Annotated in this window: 18 protein-coding genes; 5 read left to right on the forward strand and 13 right to left on the reverse strand. The window is 44.9% G+C overall.

Features of this window, described 5'->3' with window-relative positions; all coding sequences use genetic code 11:
* Nucleotides 1-39 precede the first annotated feature (39 nt).
* Nucleotides 40-606 carry a sugar O-acetyltransferase gene (locus EP13_RS07125; protein WP_044056696.1) on the reverse strand — a complete coding sequence of 189 codons (567 nt, stop codon included), beginning with the start codon at nucleotides 604-606 and terminating at the stop codon, nucleotides 40-42.
* A 33-nt stretch (nucleotides 607-639) separates the two neighbouring features.
* Nucleotides 640-1308, reverse strand: a complete 669-nt coding sequence (locus EP13_RS07130; RefSeq protein ID WP_044056697.1) for a DUF4097 family beta strand repeat-containing protein — start codon at nucleotides 1306-1308, stop codon at nucleotides 640-642.
* 558 nt (nucleotides 1309-1866) lie between these two features.
* Between EP13_RS07130 and EP13_RS07135 the strand changes: the two genes are divergently transcribed.
* A complete protein-coding gene (locus EP13_RS07135) occupies nucleotides 1867-2343 on the forward strand; it encodes an arsenate reductase family protein (protein WP_044056698.1) in 477 nt (158 codons plus the stop codon).
* Nucleotides 2344-2369: 26 nt separating this feature from the next.
* Nucleotides 2370-3656 (forward strand): DUF445 domain-containing protein, encoded by a 1287-nt coding sequence (locus EP13_RS07140; protein ID WP_044056699.1) that lies wholly within the window; start codon nucleotides 2370-2372, stop codon nucleotides 3654-3656.
* Here the strand turns inward: EP13_RS07140 and tmpT are convergent.
* The 10 genes from tmpT to EP13_RS07190 form a co-directional block, all read right to left on the reverse strand.
* Nucleotides 3624-4289 (reverse strand): thiopurine S-methyltransferase, encoded by a 666-nt coding sequence (gene tmpT, locus EP13_RS07145; RefSeq protein ID WP_044056700.1) that lies wholly within the window; start codon nucleotides 4287-4289, stop codon nucleotides 3624-3626. The genes EP13_RS07140 and tmpT overlap by 33 nt on opposite strands.
* Nucleotides 4290-4365: 76 nt before the next feature.
* Nucleotides 4366-4722 (reverse strand): outer membrane protein assembly factor BamE, encoded by a 357-nt coding sequence (locus tag EP13_RS07150; protein WP_044056701.1) that lies wholly within the window; start codon nucleotides 4720-4722, stop codon nucleotides 4366-4368.
* 124 nt (nucleotides 4723-4846) lie between these two features.
* Complete coding sequence (gene recN / locus EP13_RS07155; protein WP_044056702.1) at nucleotides 4847-6532, reverse strand: DNA repair protein RecN; 1686 nt, start codon at nucleotides 6530-6532, stop codon at nucleotides 4847-4849.
* A gap of 208 nt (nucleotides 6533-6740) precedes the next feature.
* Entirely contained in the window at nucleotides 6741-7391 is a 651-nt protein-coding gene (locus EP13_RS07160; RefSeq protein WP_044056703.1) for a hypothetical protein, read from the reverse strand.
* A gap of 200 nt (nucleotides 7392-7591) precedes the next feature.
* Nucleotides 7592-8101, reverse strand: coding sequence for a DNA starvation/stationary phase protection protein Dps (gene dps / locus EP13_RS07165; RefSeq protein ID WP_044056704.1), 510 nt, complete (start codon nucleotides 8099-8101; stop codon nucleotides 7592-7594).
* A 354-nt stretch (nucleotides 8102-8455) separates the two neighbouring features.
* Nucleotides 8456-9331, reverse strand: a complete 876-nt coding sequence (gene nadK, locus EP13_RS07170; RefSeq protein ID WP_044056705.1) for an NAD(+) kinase — start codon at nucleotides 9329-9331, stop codon at nucleotides 8456-8458.
* Between the two features lie 67 nt (nucleotides 9332-9398).
* Nucleotides 9399-10190 carry a 3-hydroxybutyrate dehydrogenase gene (locus EP13_RS07175; RefSeq protein WP_044056706.1) on the reverse strand — a complete coding sequence of 264 codons (792 nt, stop codon included), beginning with the start codon at nucleotides 10188-10190 and terminating at the stop codon, nucleotides 9399-9401.
* The gene (locus tag EP13_RS07180) at nucleotides 10183-11253 is read right to left on the reverse strand and encodes an extracellular catalytic domain type 2 short-chain-length polyhydroxyalkanoate depolymerase (protein WP_081869466.1); all 1071 of its coding nucleotides are present in this window, start codon (nucleotides 11251-11253) and stop codon (nucleotides 10183-10185) included. The genes EP13_RS07175 and EP13_RS07180 overlap by 8 nt, the downstream gene beginning before the upstream one ends.
* Before the next feature lie 14 nt (nucleotides 11254-11267).
* Nucleotides 11268-12437, reverse strand: coding sequence for an E22 family MetX-like putative esterase (locus EP13_RS07185; RefSeq protein ID WP_231497954.1), 1170 nt, complete (start codon nucleotides 12435-12437; stop codon nucleotides 11268-11270).
* Nucleotides 12438-12551: 114 nt separating this feature from the next.
* Nucleotides 12552-13847 carry a GntP family permease gene (locus tag EP13_RS07190; RefSeq protein ID WP_044056707.1) on the reverse strand — a complete coding sequence of 432 codons (1296 nt, stop codon included), beginning with the start codon at nucleotides 13845-13847 and terminating at the stop codon, nucleotides 12552-12554.
* Nucleotides 13848-14122: 275 nt separating this feature from the next.
* Here EP13_RS07190 and EP13_RS07195 point away from each other — a divergent pair, with 275 nt between their 5' ends.
* The 3 genes from EP13_RS07195 (at nucleotide 14123) to EP13_RS07205 (ending at nucleotide 18301) form a co-directional block, all read left to right on the forward strand.
* Nucleotides 14123-16441 carry a TonB-dependent receptor gene (locus EP13_RS07195; protein WP_044056708.1) on the forward strand — a complete coding sequence of 773 codons (2319 nt, stop codon included), beginning with the start codon at nucleotides 14123-14125 and terminating at the stop codon, nucleotides 16439-16441.
* A 150-nt stretch (nucleotides 16442-16591) separates the two neighbouring features.
* Nucleotides 16592-17230 carry a response regulator transcription factor gene (locus EP13_RS07200; RefSeq protein ID WP_044058815.1) on the forward strand — a complete coding sequence of 213 codons (639 nt, stop codon included), beginning with the start codon at nucleotides 16592-16594 and terminating at the stop codon, nucleotides 17228-17230.
* A gap of 168 nt (nucleotides 17231-17398) precedes the next feature.
* On the forward strand, nucleotides 17399-18301 hold the full coding sequence (locus tag EP13_RS07205) for an aspartyl protease family protein (RefSeq protein WP_044056709.1): 903 nt from the start codon (nucleotides 17399-17401) through the stop codon (nucleotides 18299-18301).
* A gap of 6 nt (nucleotides 18302-18307) precedes the next feature.
* On the opposite strand, the gene EP13_RS07210 is transcribed toward EP13_RS07205, so the two are convergent.
* Nucleotides 18308-21772 carry a PAS domain-containing hybrid sensor histidine kinase/response regulator gene (locus EP13_RS07210; protein ID WP_044056710.1) on the reverse strand — a complete coding sequence of 1155 codons (3465 nt, stop codon included), beginning with the start codon at nucleotides 21770-21772 and terminating at the stop codon, nucleotides 18308-18310.
* Nucleotides 21773-21810 lie beyond the last annotated feature (38 nt).

The following is a 21810-nucleotide window of genomic DNA, read 5'->3' on the forward strand; positions in this document are numbered from 1 at the left end:
TAAAACTTAAGCCGCGCCTTTACGTTAAAGGCGCGGTGTTTAAGAGGCGTCAGGATCAATCGTTTTGATGATTCGAGCAGGGTTGCCGCCAATAACTAGGTTACTACCAAAACTTTTCGTTACTACAGCACCAGATGCCACAACCACGTTGTTTCCAAGTGTCACACCAGGGTTGATCACTGCCATGCCGCCTATCCAACAGTTATCGCCAATAGTGATGGGTTTAGCAAACTCGACGCCGGTCGCACGCTGAGTGGGGTTAATGGGATGAGTAGCGGTATAGAGCCCGACTTGGGGGGCAAGCATGCAGTTGTCACCAATAGTGACGGGTGCAGCATCAAGAATGACACAGTTAAAATTGGCGTAAAAGCTCTCGCCAACAAAGATGTTTTCACCATAGTCGCACTTAAACGTAGATTCAATATAAAGACGCTTGCCTGTACCACCAAACAACTTTTTAAGCAGTTGGGTACGGGTTTTATGTTCACTTTGGCAGGTGCGATTTAATACATCGAGTTGTTGGCGACAGGCAACCCTCATCATTGTGAGGGTTTTATCTGAGGGGAAATACATTTCCCCCGAAAGCATTTTTTCTAATTCAGTCATAACTTACGATAACGGTGAAAATAGCCACTGACCTTACTGTTCAACATGGTAACTTTCAACTACTTTCTGGTGATGCGCTGGATTTTCAAAAACCAAGGAGACAGGACGGTTTAATATAATACTGCCATGAATCTTAACGGTTTTATCTATCGTTAATGTTGGTTTGTCATCGGAATCGAACCATTTAGAATCTGGTTTTTTATAGGTGATATCACCGAAGATAACACTCATATCTGAAAGATTAACATCGCCATTTAAGGTTTCAATATCTTCTTTCACCGTTACGCCAACTAAATTTATATCGCCGTTTACAGAAGTAATGCTGTTTTCTATCTGGCTGTTTTTGTGAAGGTTTATGTCACCGTTGACAGTGGCTATTCCTGCGCGCACTTGCAGGTGGTCGCCTGCGTTAATATCACCATTCACAATATCGATTGCGCGTAGATTCACGTGCTGTTCGATATCGAGATCCCCGTTGACGATGCTGACCTGCTCTGCGTGAGCGTGATGGTCTAAAGACACGTTACCGTTAACCGATGAAATTTCACCTGCATGCTCGTGTTCCTCCACATGAATATTGCCAAAGAGGCTGCTTAAGCCGTCTCCATTATTGGCTTTGGCGTCACCAACTTGAATGATACAGCCGGTTAAAAAAGTAGAAGAAATGAGCACTGCGGCCAGTAAGGTACGGTGATGAGACATGATTATTCCTATTTTGTTATTTGTTCACTGAAAAGCACATGATGAGGTATGGCTCCTCGCACAGATGCTAAAACCAAGATGGATATTAGCCAAAGCTGTAAAAAAGTAACCACAAGTTGTGCCAAGTTATATAGTTCATATTATTCAATGTGTTACTGATATTTTTCCTCTTGTGAGAAATGCGGATTAGTCAGGATGATTACGGAGTGGTCATTTTGACTAACTTATTGAGTTTTCAAATAACTCTCCTGTAGCCGTCTCCAGTACAAAAAGACAGATTGGACAGTCATAAGATAAATTGGACAGTCAAAACAGAAGAAGGACAGATTGGACAGTCAAACGGAATTGGACAGTCAAAACTGAAGAAGGACAGATTGGACAGTCAAACGGGATTGGACAGTCAAACGGGATTGGACAGTCAAAACTGAAGAAGAAAAAATGGGTCAGTCAAAAACACATATTGGACAGTCGCATGGGGTACTATTTGATGATTGTCCATATTTTGGTAACAGAGGTAGGATATTGTTATAGCGAATAATTTACGTAAAGGAGATAAGGGTGATTACCATTTACCATAACCCAGAGTGCGGCACTTCTCGCAATGTACTTCAAATAATAAGAGATGCAGGGTACAGCCCGCAGGTTATTGAATATGTAAAAGAAGGTTGGGATGGGGATCAACTCGATTATTTGCTAAGCGCGGCGAAGATAACACCAAGGCAGGCGCTTCGAACCACAAAATCGCCTGCAGGCGCTCTAGGGCTTTTAGATGAATCAGTGACGGATGATGTTCTCTTTGAAGCTATGTTAGCTCACCCCATTTTGGTGAATAGGCCTATGGTTTGCATATCAGTTGATGAATATGAGGTTGAGGCGACGAGAGTGCCAAAACGGCCGTCTCAAGAAGTGGTTGCCTTGTGCAGGCCTAGTGATGCTATTTTGGATATTTTACCTCTATGGCCAACGGGCCCTTACCAAAAAGAAGATGGTACGCTAATTATCGATACGTCAGGGCAGCGAGTTTTACACAAATAAATGAGTAGGTAGGTTAGGAGATCACAGTGCATCAAAAGCAAGTTCAGTTGCGAAAAGCAAAGCAGTTAGCATTGTGGTGTTTAGTGGTAGCCGGGAGTATTTTTGTCGGCACTATTCTGATACCGAAGTTTTTCCCAGAGCTCGCCAGTGCTTGGTGGCTTGGGTTGATAAAAATGGCCAGCGAAGCTGCATTGGTTGGTGGGCTAGCCGATTGGTTCGCGGTCACCGCCTTATTTAAGCCTATTCCTGCTAGATACCCCATTCCCCATACCAATATTGTGGCCAATAATAAGCGAGCAATCGCTGATAACTTATCCCTTTTTGTTAAGGATAAATTTTTTCACGCCACGGCAATTGAGAAGCTGATTAAAGAAAGTGATCCTGCGAAAGGCGCAGGGAGGTGGCTATCTAACGTAAATAACAGTACACGATTAAGTCGCTTCTTGTGTGATGCATTAAGCGGAATATTGCGGGTGATTGACGACAAGCCGGTAAAAGCCTTTATCGCAAAAACGGCACATAAAGGGTTAAAGCAAATCGACTTACGGCAACTCATGGTCACTTCTTTAAATTCGGTAACAAAAGAGCGGCAGCATCAGGTTGTGCTCGATAAGGTTCTTGGCAAACTTGCCAGTTTAATGTCGCAGTCTAGTACGCAAGAGTATATTGCTGAAACCTTAGTGGCATGGCTAAAGACAGAATATAGCCGGGTGGAAAAAATTCTTCCCTCAAGTTGGTTAAGTGAAAAGGGAGCACTTATCGCTGTTAAGGCCGTTTCCAGCATCCTTGACGATATCTATCATGACGCAGAGCACCCAATTCGACACGCTTTTGATGAACAGGTGCATGAATTTCTTTATGAACTTCAGCACAGCCCTTTAATGGAGGAAAAGGTTAACAGGTACAAAGCGCAATTGGTTAACGACCCCGCCCTAAACGGTTATATTCACAAAAGTTGGCAACGTTTTCACGCTTGGCTTCTGGCATCTTTAGAAGCACGTGAGGGGCTGGTAGAAACCAAGGTTTCTCGCTGGCTTCAAGAGTTGGGTATTAGCCTTACTGAAAACAGTGATTTATCACAGGCATTTAATACCCATATCGGCGAGGCGGCAAAATACATGGCACCAGAATTAGCTGACTTCTTAACCCGGCATATTAGAGATACCATCAACAGTTGGGATGAAAGAGAAATGGCCGAGCAAGTTGAACTTAATATCGGGCGAGATCTGCAAAAAGTGCGTATTAATGGCACCCTAGTGGGTGGTTTAATCGGTGCTATATTATTTGCGGTCGAGCGTCTTATTGGGAGTTAACGTGAAAACCAAGTTGTTGGCATTAACTTTACCTTTCAACCCGCCCTCTAGATTAGAGTGCTCTATACATTCAACCTTGTAGTGTTCACGATACAAAGCGGTAACGGTGTCTTCACTTACGCTAAACGGCGGCCCAGGCATGGCATTTTGGTCATATTCAAATGACACTATAAGTTGAGGAGCACATTGGGTGAGTGCCACTATATGTTGAGTATATTGTGCTCTTAAGGCCTCTGGTAGTGCCACTAAGGCAGCCCTATCGTAAACCGCAGATATTGGACCTATGTCGTTTTTCGTTAACGTGAAAATGTCACCCACAAAAACGGTTAACGTATCTTTCTGATAAACTTTGCCATGTGCAAATTCCCGAATGATTGGGATAACGCCCAATTCCTCAAATAGTTGCTGTATAGCAATTTCGCTTAACTCAGCGCCTATCACCTGGCACTGTTGAGATAGTAACCATGCAATGTCTCTTGTTTTACCACAAAGCGGTACAAAAATGCGTGGGGGCAGGGCAGGTGATGTATTCAATATCACATCGGCATATTTAACCAAAAATGGGTTACCTGTGGGTTCATGAAAGCCAATCTCATTATTTTGCCACTTACTGTGCCAGAAATTGTGTTCCATAGAATAACCTCACTGTGATGTAGTAAAACGGTAGAGCACAAAAAAGGCAGTTAAGTTAACTGCCTCATCGTTTATGTTAGTTGTCTAGAGGGACGTTAAATTCTTCAGATAGTTCAAAGTCACCTTCTACGGTATCTACTTTGTTATCGACGAAATTAATGGTCATTTGTTTTTGAAAATCTTCCCCACGCTTTCTCATACCTCTTTTCATGTCATACACATAATACCAAGTGTCATCATCAAAAGAGTCTTTAACCACCGGGTTTCCCAGTACATATTTGACTTGCTCTTTCGTCATGCCTACGCGTAGTTTTTTAACGTCCCGCTCATCAAGGAAGTTCCCTTGAGGGACATCAATGCGATAGATCCAGTTCGTACAAGCGGTAGAGGTTAGGGTAATGCCAAGTATTACTAAAAGATGTTGCAACTTCATGCGTTTTTAAGTCCAGTATTGCCTTTGTTAGTGCCTAAAGGTTTATAAAAATCTAAAACCTAAGCTATTTTATTGCAAGCGCGAAGGCATGCTACATTGACAACTATGACCAATCAACTGCATTTTAGTTCGATGATGCGCTTTTAAGTAGCTCTTTTGCGTTCGCTAAGGCTGATTTGGTGACTTTGTCACCAGCCAATAGGCGAGCCAGTTCGTCTATCCTGTCTTGCTTTGTAAGGGCTAGCATTTGAGTTTCTGTACTTTCACCATCGGTTAACTTGGTGACGAAAAGCTGATTGTGCGCTTGTGCTGCAACTTGAGGTAAATGTGTCACACACATGACCTGGTGAGCCTTTCCTAAGCGTCTTAATAAACCACCTACAATAGACGCCGTGGGGCCGCTAATACCGGTATCCACTTCATCGAAAATCATCGTCGGCGTCGCATGGTTATCACTTGCTATAACCTGAATTGCCAAACCAATGCGTGACAGTTCGCCTCCTGAGACCACTTTTTCTAATTTGTCTGTTTCCTGGCCAGGGTTGGTAGACACGTTAAATTGCACAGTATCGAGGCCATAACTCACCGGTTTTTTCAGTTCATCGTATTCAACGCCGATATTCACTTTTGCATGGGGCATATTCATTTGTTGAATTTGTGCTTCAATTGCACTGGCTAACTTCGATGCAGCTATAGACCGGCTTTCTGAGAGCTTTTTGGTGGCCAGGAGATAAGCGCTGTGGCTTTGCTCAACCTCTAATTCCAGCGTACCTAGCAAAGTCTCTTGTTCACCCAGCGCAGTAAACTCACTGACTAGGGATTGGTGATGAGAAAACAACGCCTCAGGCATGACAGCGTGTTTACGCGCAAGCTCCATGGCTTTTGCGTACCTAGCTTCAACCTGCTGAAGGCGTAAGGGATCAATTTCCAATTGATCGCAATAACTTCTTAATTCACTGGCGGCTTCTTCAATTTGAATTGAAGCATCGTTTAACATGGATATGATAGGCGTTAAGGTTGCATCGTGCGCTTCTAATTCGCCTAACCTTTCAATACTATTTTGAATGACTGAAAGGGCATTCCCTTCGTCACTTTCATACAAGTTGTACACACTGGTTTGAGCTTGTTCGAGTAAACTTTGGCCGTTGCTTAATCGCTTATGCTCTATTTCAAGCTCTTCAAACTCTCCTTGCTCTAAGGCAAATTCATCCAGCTCTTTGACTTGGTAAGTTAATAACTGCAGGCGATCCTCCCTTTGCTGTGCCTGCGCTTTAAGCGTTGTCAGGGTGTTTTGCTTTTGTTTCCACTGAGAAAATGTACTTTTTACTTCACTAAGCAAGGAGGAGTGCGACGCAAAACTATCCACTAATTGACGTTGATAATCTTCCTTAAGCAGCTGTAAATGGGTATTTTGGCCGTGAATAGCCAACAAAGATTGACCCAAGCCTTTAAGCTGTTGAAGCGAGGCAGGCACCCCGTTGATAAAGGCTTTAGAGCGCCCTTCTTTTGAAATAATACGTCGAATAAAGCAGCTGTTTTCATCTTCGTCAGAAGTGAGTTCATGCTCGTTAAGGAAATGTTTTGCTTTATGGTTATCGGTTAGCGAAAAATGGGCAATAATTTCTGCTTTTGCTGCCCCTTTGCGCACCGCATTAGCGTCGGCTCTTTCACCCAGACATAAGCTTAAGGCATCAATAGCAATTGATTTACCTGCACCGGTTTCACCTGTGATGGCGGTTAAGCCATTCTCTAGTTGTACAGATAACTGTTTGACAACGGCAAAATTTGAAATAGAAAGATGCGCTAACATAACCACACTCGCAAACGTTGAACATGATGATATATACAGTACGTGTAAATATATACAGTATTTCGCCAATGTAAAGTAAAAAGCGTTAGGCTGTGATAGCAAGTTAAAGCGATTATTTAATGAGCGCTTTTAAGATCAATGAGTTAGTTAATTGCTATGTAATAACAATAGAGAAAAAATTTTGCACAAAGGGGGAGTGATTGACGTTTCACTGCGGCTCTCTTTTCATTATTTCCATTTGAATAAGCAGCCCGCCTCGTGTCACAACACTTGCGCCATTAAGCACCAGTAATGGCCAAGCTATACTTATCGGCATTGTTAGTGCAAAGGCCAGCGTTGTCAGGTCTTTAATTAATATACTGCGAAATAGATGGCTAGATAAAGTTCCTACAGTATTAGCTCGCCGTAACGTTAACCATTGATGCAGGGTACCTTGAACAAGAATCGCTGTAACAACAAGCATCAAGCCATTTGCGCCAAGTTGTGCAATACCTTCATAGGGTCGAAAAAGCATAGAAACTAAGCCTAGCGTTAATGCGCATAGGGCAGTTATAAATACCCATTTTACAGTGCGGTTATGCCTGTCTTGCCATATTCTAAAAAGAATAAGCAAAATTAAGATTAAGGCGCCGAGTCGGGTCCATACCAAGTAGTGATTAAAGGGGCTAATCGCGATGCCGAATATAAAGTTAGCGTAAAATGCGAAAAAACTAGAGGCAAATTGGTTAGTCGATAGGCTCGCCGTTGCCTTTCCTATTTCTCTTTTTTTTCGTTCTATCACTAGCCATTGATGCGCAAGCCCATACCAAGTTAGTAAAAATGCACAGGCACTTAGCGTTCCAAGAAGGTGATATAACATACAGTGAGAATCATCTAACTAAAATGTAGAAAGGTGGGGGAATGATGACGGAAAATAAAGATAATTGCTATCTTAAGCGGTGAAGAATAGTGCGGTTTAGCACCGTTTGTCTCCGCTAAATATTCGTGATTGGAATACGTAATAGAAAGCGGAAACCATAGGTTTCCGCTTCCAAACGACGTTGCTTTTTCGTCTTTTGATTATTGACTCAATTCGCCGCTGCCAGACTCAATGTGCGCGCGAACAAACCACTGAAATTGCTCTAAATCAGCCAGTTGACCCGTCACCATATCTTCAGAAACGGGGTCAATGTCGCCAAGACGCTCAATGGCAGTTCTATGATCACCATTAACGCCCTCATAAACTTTATCCAGCGCTTTTAAGTGATCGAGTACTAATCCCTTGCCTAGACTGTAATCTTCCCAACTTCGACCTTCTACGATAGCCTTAGGTGTGCCCTTAGGCACCCCGCCTAGGGTGGCTATGCGCTCTGCAATGGTATCTGTCATTCCTCTAACAGCGTCTACTTGAGGGTCTAGCATTTCGTGGACGCCGATAAAATTAGGGCCCACTACATTCCAGTGAATGTGTTTTAAGGTAAGTTGAAGATCAAGCAGCGCCACTAGGCGCTTCTCAAGAACCTCGATAGTTTTTGATGCGGTTTCGTTGTCCATACCTGGGGCAGTAAATTTAATTTCACTGTTACTCATAACATCTCCTATATATCGATTATTGTTCCACACAAAACCGCTATTTCGTCCAGCGTCGCGATCTATTATTTCGCGAGCAGGCCTGTGCTAATGAAAGCGACCTTGCCGACGACAGACGCAGGTAACGTTCACAATTTTGTGTGTAAGAATCTTACTTAGCAGGGTGCAACCCATATGCCGACTAACTTAAAAAAAGGGTAAGTTACCGATATGAAAGGGAAATTGGTGATGTATAAAAAAATCTTTAGATTTCAATGTGATAGATTTTGAGAAAAAGGTACGGAGTTTTGTAATGGGGCGTGTAATAAATGCAGAGTCACCCGTCTGGAACTTAGGCGGGAGACTCAGTGTGCTTTAATAAAGTTTACTTCCCCATCCCAGTTTTTTACGTAGAACGTTGAAATAGCTGTAACCCTTTGGATGGACTAAGTGCAATTTGTCTGCGCCCTTATTAATGCGAATTTCGTCGCCGGGGAGAACGGGCAGTACAATATGGCTGTCGCAACTTACCTGAAGGGAGTCACTATTCACTTTCGACACTTTCATTGAAACTTGGCTATCAGCGTCTACCACAATGGGGCGACTGCTAAGCGTATGCGGAAACATAGGAACTAAGGTTAGCGCGTCGAGCTTTGGCATAATGATAGGGCCGCCAGCCGACAATGAATAGGCGGTTGAACCCGTGGGCGTGGCAACAATGAGGCCGTCGCTTCGTTGACTAAACACAAATTGATCATCAATGTAAATTTCAAATTCCATCATGTGCGCAACTTTGCCATGATGCAGCACCACTTCATTCACTGCCGCGTTATTACTTTTCAGCTTTTCATGGCGATAAACGCCGACTTCTAAAAGAAACCGTTCTTCAACCACGCATTGTCCGGCAAAGATTAAGTCGAGTTGCTGACTTATTTCATCTGGATGTATATCGGTCAAAAAGCCAAGATTGCCACGATTTACACCTACAACATGTATGTCGAAGCGGGCTAATACGCGGGCAGCACCTAGCATGCTGCCATCGCCGCCCACCACCACGGCTAAGTCGGCCTCTTTGCCAATCGTGACGAGGTTACAGCTTTGTAGGTTATCTGTGTCTAGCTCTTTAGCTATACTTTCTTCCACCAGCAATTTACAGCCTTTTTCAAGTAGATAATCGGCGAGTATATTTAGGCTATCGTGGGTAGCCGCGTGTTGAGGTTTTCCAATTAGAGCAACGGTTTGATAGGGCATACAGTGCTAATGTCCTTCATTTCCAATGGATTGGACATTAGCACAGGTGTTTAACAAAAGAAACGCATTACCGCGCCGTCCAGCCCCCATCCAGTGCTATTGCTTGCGCAGTAATATTACGCGCACTGTCTGACATTAAAAATAAAGCGGTATCAGCCAATTCATCAATTTCAACAAATTGTTTTTTGGGCATAGGTTCTAACATGATTTTATTAATCACGTCGTCTTCTGTTAGGTTATTTTCTTTTGCCTGCGCCGCGATTTGTTGCTCCACCAATGGGGTTTTTACGTAGGCAGGGCAGAGGGTGTTAATGGTGATGTTGCTGTTTCCGGTTTCGAGCGCGAGGGTTTTCGCGAAGCCGAGCAGCCCGTGTTTGGCCGACACATAGGCAGACTTATAGGGTGACGCCACAAGAGAGTGAATAGAGCCAATATTGATTATGCGGCCAAAGTTGTTTTCACGCATGGCGGGTAAAAATGTTTGAGTCAATAAGGCGGGGCCCACCAGCATAATATTGATAAGTTGCTGCCATTTATGGGCTGGAAAGTCTTCTAATTTAGCAACGTGTTGAATGCCTGCATTGTTAATAAGCACATCGACATGCAGCTCGCCTAATTTATCGGGTAAGGCGGAAACGCGTTGGGCGTCGCATACATCTACCGCAACGGCACGTATGTTGGCGCTACAGTCAACACCTTGTTGCTCACACTCGTTAATTAGCCGCGATACCGCCTCTTGTGCTGCGTGCTCGTTAATATCGGCGATAACAACATAATGGCCGTTCAACACCATGGACTTCGCGATGCCATAGCCAATACCGCTAGCGCCACCGGTGACGAAAACTGTGCGTTTATTCATTTGGGGTCTCCTTCATTTGGGCGCCTTCTGCCTCAAAATGACGTGCGCTTCCCCCTTCGTGATTTAGCGACTTCAGCATCTGGGTTACCGCTTTAATTTGTTCGCCATCACGGTTAGCGTAATCTGATGAGGTGTAGCCCCACCAGTCCCAACATCCTTGGGGGTTTAGCGGCATAAATAACGACTTTTTCGTCTGCGGGTACAATACAACAATGTTATTATCATCCGCCCAAGTATTGATTCCCGTTTGAGTCACATAGGCATTGCCCACCGCATCGGCGTATTGGTTGCAGCCATGAAAACTAATATGTGCTCGACAAGGCTCCCCACTAGCACAATTTTCCGGCACATAAACGAAAGCCTCTTTGGCTAATGTGCTGGCGTGTCCTCCAGAAGACGCGTGTTGATCAATGGTGTAAAGTGCGCCCGAAAGCTGATCGTCTGGCGAATTGAGATCGCCCACCAAATGAGAAAGCATCGCGCCCGCAGCGTCATAATTGCACTTTCCAATATAAGGTGCCTTTGATGTTTGGCAATCGCCTCCGTTTTTTTGCGTAGGGAATAGGTGCGCGGTAGGCTTATCATTCACGTATTTTATGTTGTTTTCGTCTACCCACGCTTGGTATTGTTCGTAGAGGCGATCACTCACTTTGCGAATAACGCGAGTGTCTTTGGTTCCATGGTAGAGCCAAACTTTCGCGGCATGAAGGTTTTCTAGTGGCGCAATTTTTCCCTGTTCTTCGTACGTTTTAGCGTGTTTATTTAGCGCAACGATATCAATGGGCGACGCTAGTTTGTCAACACACTTCGCCAGCGCTTGGGTAATATCACCTTGAGCACAATAATAGGGGCCTGCTGCCAGTACGCCCACGCCAGTCACCCAATCACTGTGGGCCAGGTGAAACTGTGTCGCCATATACCCGCCAGAAGAAAGTCCTGACACAGTGACGTTTGTCATATCAAGAGAAAGTGGAGGCGGCACCGTGTTGTCTTGTGCCACACTTGAAGGTGTCATCGTCCACAATGCAATAAGAGAAGTTAAAAGTGGTGCGTTTACTTTCATGACTATTCCTTTCTTTATTCGCTTTCTAAGAAAGCACGTATGCGTTCGGCTTGAGCATGAATACCGGTCACGCCCTCTAAATGGCCTAAATCCCCGTGTAACTCATCAATAAACGTATCTTTATTCATGTCTTTTAACGCGCTGTATGCGGATGTTGATAAATAGGGCATCAATAAAAGATCTGATGAAGACGGAATGAAGAGGGTTTTTGCCGTGATTTGTTCCATACCTGAAGTCAGGGTCTCCCGATGGCCCGCCACAAACAATTGGCAGGCTCTTACTAAATACAAAAGGTGATTGGCATCCATCTTTGCACTACGAGCGCGCGCGCGGGATGCCAGCCAAGAAACAATAGAGTGCGATTGGTTAATGTTTTCAAGAGGCGCTCTTTCGGTATTGTGAAACCCGAGTTGAGCACCTTGAGCATTGAAAAATTCAGGGGTTAAGGCATTTTGTGTAATCAGCATAAGCGACGCGGTTAAACCATCAGTGGGGCCGTTATCCCTCGTGTAATCCCCCTTGTTCCACTTGCTATCCAGTTTTATGGGAGTAGCCCAGTGAGCGAGATTTGCGGTTGTCCAAGCGTCGCTTTCTCCAGCGCCAATGACAGAAATCATTCGTGGTACCCAATCGGGGTAAGCGCTAGCCCAATCAATGGCCTGCATCGACCCCATCGATGGGCCAATAACAGCGTGAAGCTTTTTAATACCTAAACTTTCTAGCAATGCCTTTTGAACATTAACAAAATCGCGAATAGTCACGACGGGAAAGCTCAATCCATAGACTTTGCCCGTGCGAGGGTTTATCGATGCTGGCCCCGTGGTTATTACATTGTCATCGTAGGCGTTTAAGTTAACGAGTGAATCAACACTGACAACAAAATACTTTTTGGTATCAATGGCCTTATGAGGACCAATGATGCTGTCCCAATAACCGGCAGAGGCATCGCTTGGCGTGTATTTTCCCGCAGCATGTGATGACCCTGAAAAGTAATGGGTTATTAATATAACATTATCTTTGTTCTCATTAAGGTTGCCATACGCCTCCCATCCAACGTTTATTTCGTCAATAACCTTGCCACCGAAGGTGGAGAAGTTAGCCATAGTGAACACGTGCTTTTTAACGAGAAGTGGGGCGGTGTTTTGGGTGTTACCTAACTGCTTAGCGAAAAGGCTGGGTGGCATTGCTATTAGCATAAAAAGGCAAACGCATTGGGTGAAAAACGACCAAGCTAACCTCTTGTTATGGGGGCTCGGTGTGCAATCTGTGCGTTGTTTAATCGACATAGCTATACCTCCTTAAAGTATGCTGAATAATACAATGGCCATACCCAGCCCAATGAGCGGCACCACCACGGTCAGTGCCCCTACCGCCCAGTAGGCGGCTTGATGGGTTTCATGACAAATGGCGCGAATGGTGGTTACCACATAGCCATTGTGGGGAAGAGAATCCAGTGCGCCCGATGATATTGAGACAATGCGATGCAGTTGTTCAGGCTCTACGCCCTGGTCGAGATAATGAGGGGCAACCAAGGGCAGTGCGATGGCTTGTCCGCCCGATGCACTGCCTGTTAACCCGGCAATAACGCTAACGGCAATGGCGGCGCCAATAAGCTCGTTGCCAGGAATTTGTGTCATAAGAGATACGGTTTGTTGGAAGGCATCTGTATTTTTAGCGATGGCGCCAAACCCCACCACTGCCGCCGTGTTACCGATGGCGATTAGCGCGCCAGTGGTTCCCGTATTAACAGCCATCGATAGGCTATGAAAGTGGGAATAGTTTATGGCCAATAAACACAGTACACCGCCGCCCAAGGCCAATATTAACGCTAATTGTGCCAATGATTCATGAAATAAGAAAGATATCACCAGCACCACCACAAGCGGTATTATACCCGTGAGCGGATGAGGCAGAGCGCGCGCTGTCAGCTCGGGGTCGGTGTCACGTGCGGTAAACTGTTCACCATTGTCGACCGCTTTGCGAATCATTTTGGCTAGCCACCAATATCCGAAACATGCCATAAATACTGCGACAACAAGGCTGACCTCCCACGCCGCAAAAGGCGAGGTACCTAAGTATTTGATGGGGATCCAATTTTGGATTTCGGGCGACCCGGCCGATGTCATGGTAAAGGTAACAGAGCCAAAAGCCATTGCGGCGGGTATAAAGCGCCGAGGTAAATTGGCGTCTTTAAATAAGCTTACCGCCATAGGGTATACCGAAAACGCGACCACGAATACACTCACGCCACCATAGGTTAAAATGGCGCATGCCAATACCACTGCCAGCACGGCACGCTGAAACCCAATTTTTGAAATTATCCACCGTGAAACCGATTCAGCTGCCCCCGTGTCTTCCATAAACTTGCCGAAAAGCGCACCGAGCAAGAACATAAAAAACCAAGATGCAATAAAGCCTGAGAATCCGTTCATATAAGTTTCGACAAAGTTAACCTCACCGCTAAACACCGAAATATTATTGGTGATGGCAACCACTAGCGCACAAAGTGGCGCAGCAATGAATAAATTCATCCCGCGAATGGTTAATACAATAAGCAACAGCAGCCCGCCTACCAGGCCAATCATACTTAACATAATTATTTTCCTTTAAGAATCTGTGACCGCAGATAATCCGGAACAGTTAAGTTGATGGGGTTGTATGTAAATGCTTAGCAAGCCAATGACTTTTCTAAACGAATGAAAATTAAACATATGTATTTAACTTAAGCACTGAGTGTGGCGTGACTTTATATAAATTCCCATAGTACGATGGTACTACATACTGTTAACAAATATTTAACTAAAGTGGTTTTGACCGTAGGCAGAACATCCGGCAGTGAAAACAACGTAAAACAAAAAAGGACTCACTCATGTCATTAACCACACACAGCAACCGTACAGCGCGGTTACCTAATACTTCTCTCACTTTATGTGCCATGGCAGTGGCCACAGGACTATGGATTTCACCTGTGCAGGCACAACAAGCAGATGAGGAAACCACGCAAGAAACCAGCAAGCTAGAGCGCATAGAGGTTACCGCGCGTAAAACCGTGGAGTCGCTACAAGAAACCCCCGTGGCTATCACGTCAATTGGTGCTGCGGAACTGGGAGAAAAAGGCATTAGCGTACTCACCGAAGTACAGCAGTTTTCGCCAAATACAACCTTGCAGACAAGCCGGGGTACCAACTCTACTCTTACTGCATTTATTCGAGGTTTAGGGCAGCAAGACCCACTTTGGGGTTACGAACCGGGGGTTGGAATTTATGTAGATGATGTCTATATCGCACGGCCTCAAGGGGCGGTACTGGACTTACTCGATGTGCAGCGAATAGAAGTATTGCGTGGTCCCCAAGGAACACTTTATGGGAAAAATACCATTGGTGGCGCAGTGAAATACGTCACCCAGGAAATGACGGGTGAAATGCAAATGAACCTTGAGGCTACGCTTGGTAGCTACAGTCAGCGAGATGTAAAGCTAACGGGTCAGTTTCCGCTAATCGAAGATACCGTGTATCTGGGCGTGGGGTATGCAAATTTAAATCGTGATGGGTTTGGCGAATATTTAATCAGTGCACTGCCCAATCAGGATAAAGAAAACTACAATAAAGATTTGTGGGCCGCGCGGGTAACGTTAGAAATTCATCCAAGCGATCAGCTCTTCTTTAGGTTTGGCTGGGATAAAACCGAAGACACCTCAAACGCAAAAGGGGGTTACCGACTGCTACCTAGCCTGTTAACCGATGCGCCTGTACCCGACTCAAAATACGACTCCTACACCAGCTTGCCAACGTGGAATAAAGTTGAGTTGGAAGGGTACAATTGGTTGGCGCGGTACCAAGTGTCTGACAATTTAGAGCTTAAATACATAGGTTCACACCGAGAAAGTTACTCTCCAACTAACATCGATTTTGATAACACCCCCTTACCTATATTTGACGTGCCAGCTGAATATGACGACAGCAACGATACCCATGAAATTCAGGCGAACTATATCGGGGATCAACTCAGTCTTGTTTCAGGCCTCTATTTCTATGACGGCGAAAGCTGCGGTAACTTTGATGCTATTTTAGGGGTGTTAGGCGTGTCATTAGGGGCAACGGGGTTAACCCGCGAAGTCTCCGGTTGCAACAACTCAACAAGTTGGGCCGCCTATACGCAGCTAAATTATGATGTTACCGATAAACTGTCGCTATCCGTTGGCGCTAGATTCACTGACGAAGAAAAAACCGCTACCGTGTATAACGGGCTGGTTTTCGCCAATGTGTATCCTTATTCTGATTGGGTTGACGGCTATGTGCGCCCGGATGGCGAGTTAGTGCCTCAAGTACTCGGGGCAGACGCCAATGGTGACGATGTGCTTGATGCCCCTGCGGTTGAAAGTTGGTCTCGGTTTACGCCTCGCGTCGGCGTGGAATACCAATTTGACGACAATATGATGTTTTTTGCCAGTTATTCTCAAGGGTTTAAGTCAGGTACTTTCAACCCCCGGGCAACCACCAATGAACCTGGTGTAGAACCCGAAGTGGTAGACAGCATAGAAGTGGGCATGAAAAGCGATCTGACTGACGCGCTTCGCCTGAATGTTACTTTGTTTTCGTACGACCATAAAGACAGACAGTACATAGGGGTAGAAGGGGATTTGACCGACCCGACAGCGCTAGATCAGCGCTTGAGAAATGCAGCTGAAACGGCGGCAAAAGGGGCCGAGTTGGAGTTAACCTGGGTAGCCACAGACAACCTTCAATTTGATGTGGCTTACGGCTACATTGATTTTGAAATCAAGGAAAACAACGCGATTCCCCCCTTAATTGGTTTAGCCAGTACCCCTGAAAATACCTTTAATTTGAATGCAAATTACCTGCTGGAGACCAGCTTTGGTGATATTACATTTAATGCAAATTATTACTACCGCGACGACTACCTTATTTTTGAAACAAGCGATCTTATACAGCAAGATGCCTACGGCATGGTTAATTTGAGTGCCCGTTGGGAAAGTGTTAGTGGAAATTGGTATGGCGGGCTCCACGTTAAAAACCTTACTGACGAAGAATATCTGGTTGGCGGCTACGACTTTGTCACCCGAGATGAAGACGGAAACTACGGCCCGGGTTTAGGTGGTGATACCACGCTGATAGGTTACTACGGCGACCCTCGAACCGTTCATCTTACGGTAGGTTATCGCTTTTAATCTAGAGTAAGTAGGCATTAGCGCAGCGCGCATTCTTATGAAAACAGGTTTCTGTTCAGTAAAATGCGCGTTTGCCTAATTTCTGTTTATCCATCTTGGTAAGACCATGGTATTATTATATTAACAAATTAGTTACAAATGGGTGGCTACATGTCAGTTAACATGCTTATTGCCGACGATCATCCGCTTTTTCGAGCCGCTATGTGCCATGCCTTAGGGACCTTACCGGATATTCAATTGCTAGAAGCGTCGAGTTACCCAGAAACGCTCCAACGTTTACATGCCCATCCCGATGTGGAAATGGTGTTTCTTGATTTGACCATGCCGGGCACTGAGGGGCTTAATGGCTTAGTGGAAATTCAAGCTCAATTCCCTGATGTGTTAGTGGTGATCATCACCGCACAAGAGTCGCCCACTATCGTTGAGAAGGCCATCGCCCTTGGCGCTAGTGGCTTTGTCCCAAAGTCGGCGTCGGTAGATTGTATTATTGATGCTGTGGAAACGGTATTGGAAGGGAATACGTGGGTACCCACTGCGGCCTTACTGGATAATGAAACACAAACGCACTTTTGCAATGAATTTTCCAGTAAATTGAAACTGCTTACGCCTCATCAACTTAAGGTGCTTCAGATGGTGGCAGACGGCCTGCTTAACAAGCAAATTGCCTATGAACTTGCTATTTCAGAGTCTACGGTAAAGCAGCATGTATCAGCGGTATTAAAGAAGTTGGGTGTCATCAATCGGACTAAGGCGGGCATTGCATTTAAAAATGCCATGCTAACGAATTAGGGGTAAGTAGCTCACCATTATAACGATGTAGTGTAAATTTAAGTGACCCGATGCTGACATTTCCTCTTTTAATTTTACACTAGGTGACTCGACCCAGGCTAATAAGCTGTGCTAACGTTATTGTTTTCGAACGAAATTTGTACATTGTTAGGTTAAACAAGGAACGTTATGAAGCTAGCTACCTTTGTATTGTCTTTTTTTCTCACTTCTGTTTTTTACTCTTTCGCTAACGCTGCTGTATCTCAGTGGACCGATTTTACTCTCGACAATGGTCACGTGTTCTTTCCGGTAAACATAGAAGGGATCCCCACCCGTGTAATGTTGGACTCAGGGGCGCAAATTAACAGTATAAATAAAGCGTTTATAGGTAAACATCAACTTGAATTGAACAGAGGAAGCAAAGTCAACGTTAAAGGGGTTTACGATGTTGAAACTAGAAACGCGTACAACAATGTGGCAGTGGAAATCTTTGGGTTGCCTATTGAGTTAGACGGTTTAGTTGAAGGGAATTTAGGTCATCATTCAAATGGTATGCTTTTGGGGGCCGGCTTTTTTTCCAACTTTATTGTGCAGTTAGATTATCCCAATAAAAAAATGCGGTTACTCACTCGTGATGTAGTTGATATGCGAGAAATGGCCAATGTGAAAGCCGTCACCCAGAAAGGTAGCGGTATGCCGATTGCCCAAATCGAAATTAATGGTAAGCCAATGTGGTTACGCGTAGATACGGGAAATGCAGGCTCGGTGTTAATCGATCGCAGTTCGGCATCCAAGGCGGGCTTACTAGAAAATGTAGAGGGAGCAAATGCGTCTTTCGGCGCGAATAGTATGGGCGTAAACGAATACGCAACAGCTGAAACCGTGCGGTTCGGCCCCTATCAAATTAGTGATGTGCAAATACGCTTTCCCGCAAAAGGTCAAAAAACCCATTTGGAGAGCCAGTTCGAGCAAACGGGCAGCCGTATTGGCGGAAAACGCGTTGTCGGCCTCATTGGCTACGATCTTCTGAAAGATTTTATCGTGACCTTAGATTACAAGAGAGGCAAGTTGCATGTTGCTGTGCCGCAGTAACCTCATTTAATACTGTTTTAGGGTGCGTTTGAGTGCTAATGGTTTTACCGGCTTGGGTAAGTAGGCGAACCCTTTTTGCGCGCTCTCTTCTCGTATTTCTATGCTTCTGTTCGCCGTGATCAGTAACTTAAATGAAAAGGTAATATTGAGGCGCTCCAGCGTCTCAGCCACTTCAAATCCAGTTTCACCGAAGTTTAAATGGTAGTCGGCAATTAACACGTCGTAATCCCGTGCGGTTAAACGGCTTGCGTCACCTTTGTCTTTTAGCCAATGTACCTGTGCTCCCCAATCACTAAGTAAATGTGTCATTGCTAACGCGACTTGCTCGTCATTTTCAACCAACACTATGCGTTTGTTGTAAAGGAAATTTTGGCCTTTATCTAGGCTGCTAGGTGTTTGGGAGAGCGAGGTTGTTTCATTGGAGGTGACAACGTGTTTATGTTCGCTTTCATTATTGCTCACCCTTTCTACACACACGCTAAAACAACTACCTCGGTTAAGCTCAGACGTGATGTCCACACTGTGGTCTAGTAATCGGCATACTTTATCGACAATGGTTAAACCTAAGCCTATACCTTCATTGGTTTTGCTATTGTCTAGCTGATGGAATTCACCGAAGATGTCCTGTTGATGATGCGGTGCTATGCCCATTCCAGTATCGTATACACTGACTTTAACAGTAGGGGAATCGCCTTGTAAGTATGACTGACGTCCCCGCCGTACACCCACCAGAATTTTACCTTCCTGAGTATAGCGCACAGCGTTAGACACTAAGTTTTGAATGACTCTGCGTAACAAATTTTTGTCAGAATACACCCAGACATGCGTTTTAATATAATTCAGTGTGATTCCTTTTTGGCTAGCAATAACCCCAAATTCTTGCTGCAGAGAAGAAAGAATATCATCAAGAGGGAAGGTGGTTTTCTGGGGTTTTAAAATGCCAGATTCCAGCTTGGTCATATCTAATAACATGGAGAGGAGCGTTTGTGCATTGTTCAGAGAATTCACTACGCCTTCGGATAAGCTAGCTAATTCACTCCCCTCGGTCTTTTTGTTTAGCATCGCGGCAAACAAGCTGGCTGCATTGAAAGGCTGCATTAGGTCATGCCCCGCTGCCGCTAAAAATTTGGTTTTACTTTCATTTGCATTCACCGCGTCTTGTTTTGCCGTTTCCAGCTCTAAGGTGCGTTGCACCACTCTGGCTTCCAAATCACTTTTTGCCCCTTCCAGGGCTTTCTGAATAGAAATGTACTCAGTAATGTCGCTAAAAGTGGTTACATAGCCGCCTCCAGGAAGTGGAGCGCCATTAATTTCAATCACTTTGCCGTCGGGTTGCTTTCGCACATACTTATGGCGACTGCCATTGAGCATATAACCGACACGTTTCTCTATCTCAGCTTGAGCACTACTATTACTTTCTTCTAACGATATTTCTGCTGGTTTTAACGTGGTTGTAGGCTGATGAAGTGCGCCGAATAGCCCTCGTTTTGCATTAAAGTTGAGAATGTCAGTAATGGGCATGCCCACCTTTAAAAAGTGCTTAGGGTAGTTGAACAACTGCACGTATCTATCATTCCACGCTAATAGCCTAAGCTTTTCGTCCAGCACGCTAATACCCTGCTCAATATTCTGAACCGAAGACTGAAGCACCTCATGGTTAAACTGAAATGACTGGGACGCTTCTTCTACCCAGTCCACTAAATCGGGCAGGGTATCACCGCCGGTGTCCGCAATTGCGCCAAGTAAAATACGCGCGCTAGGCGCGCCAACTTGGGCGGCCAGTAGCTTTTCAACACGATTTACCAAAGCATGACTAGCGTAGCCGTTAGCGAAGGCTTGATGTAAATCTACCGACAGTTGCTGAGTCAGTTTTTGATGAGACGACTTATCTAGCACACGCTGGCTGAGAGTAATGAGGTCTCGGACTTTCACAGAGAGAAACGGCGGGATTGATTGCGATTCTTTTTGTCCTTTCCCACTGCTTTTGTTTCGTTGAGAGAGTAAAGCAATAATGATGAACGTGGTGCAATTAACTAACAAGGAGAAAACGAAACCTGAGCCAAGTTCAGCATCACTTGGTGGTGGGTTAAAATAGTAGCTCGACAGTAAGCTAGGATATAAAAGAAAATAACACCAACACCCTAGACCGCTCAATAATGCGCAAATCGCCGCCCATTTCGTACTCTTTTTCCAATAAAGACCAAACATGAGAACTGGCATGCATTGCGCCAGCAACGCTATGGCAATTACACCACTTTTAACAAGGGGCGCGGCTTGGCTTATGTTCAAGTGATACCAAAGCGCCACAGACAATACCACTAATACGGTCAAACGTCGGATCGCCAAAATTTTCGTGGGCTGCATGGTATGATTGGGCGTGCGTTTAAGTCTGACCTTTAGCCATAGGGGCGTCACCAAGTTATTCGCTATCATAATCCCCAACGCCAGTGTCGCCACAATAACCATACTGGTGGTTGCAGATAAACCGCCGATAAAGGCGAACGCCGATAAATAAAGGTTATTGCTGTAAAGTGGCAGAGCAATAACATACGTGTCCGACGCCATGGTAGTGGGGAGCAACATTTTTCCAGCCAGTGCAATAGGCAGTAAAAACACCGTCATGCCCAGTAAGTAAAGGGGAAACAGCCAACGAGCTGTACGAAGTTCACCCTCCCCATTTTGTTCGATAAAATTCATTTGAAATTGACGCGGCAGCACGAACATTGAGCACACGCCGAGCAAGACGTGAGTTAAATACACCCAAGGGGCACGATCGGCATATAGCACCTCGTTTGCCGCCTGATCGCGTGATGCATGCGCGACTAAATCTAATACCCCATCGAATAAATAGAAGCAGGCAAAAATACCTATGGCACACAGTGCGCAAAGTTTGATAATGGATTCAAAAGCAATGGTTAGCAGCAATCCAGGGTGTTTGTCGGTGAGGTTTAGTGAGCGAGTGCCGAATATTATTGCGAAAAGGGTCATTAACGCTGCCACGTATATACTTACCTTTGGCCCACTGTTTTGTGTGTCTGCCGTGATCAAATTTATCGACTTAGTAATAGCATCAAGTTGAAGGGCAATATAAGGAATGACACCAATAAAGCATAACACTGTGATTAGCGCCGCAATTAAGTGGGAATGGCGATATTTCATGGCAATTAAATCTGCCAAAGAGCTAATATTATGTTGCTGGCATAAGCGACTGATGTTGAGGAGTACGGGAAAGGCAAAGGCCATAGTCAGGACAATACCTAAATAAGTGGGGATAATGGCCCAGCCGTATTCAGCGGCTTGTGATGTGGTGCCAAAGAATGCCCAGGAAGTACAGTGCACACCCAACCCTAAACTGTACAAAATAGGATGTTGCTGATTGTCGCGTAGGTATTTATCGCCCCAAAAGGCAAGGGCAAATAGCGCCACAAGATACAAGCTAACTAAAATACCTACAGTCCAGATACTGAGCATGTAATATCCATATCAAAAGAACGATAAAAAGCAAATTC

The sequence above is a fragment of the Alteromonas australica genome (assembly GCF_000730385.1).
Classification (GTDB): domain Bacteria; phylum Pseudomonadota; class Gammaproteobacteria; order Enterobacterales; family Alteromonadaceae; genus Alteromonas; species Alteromonas australica.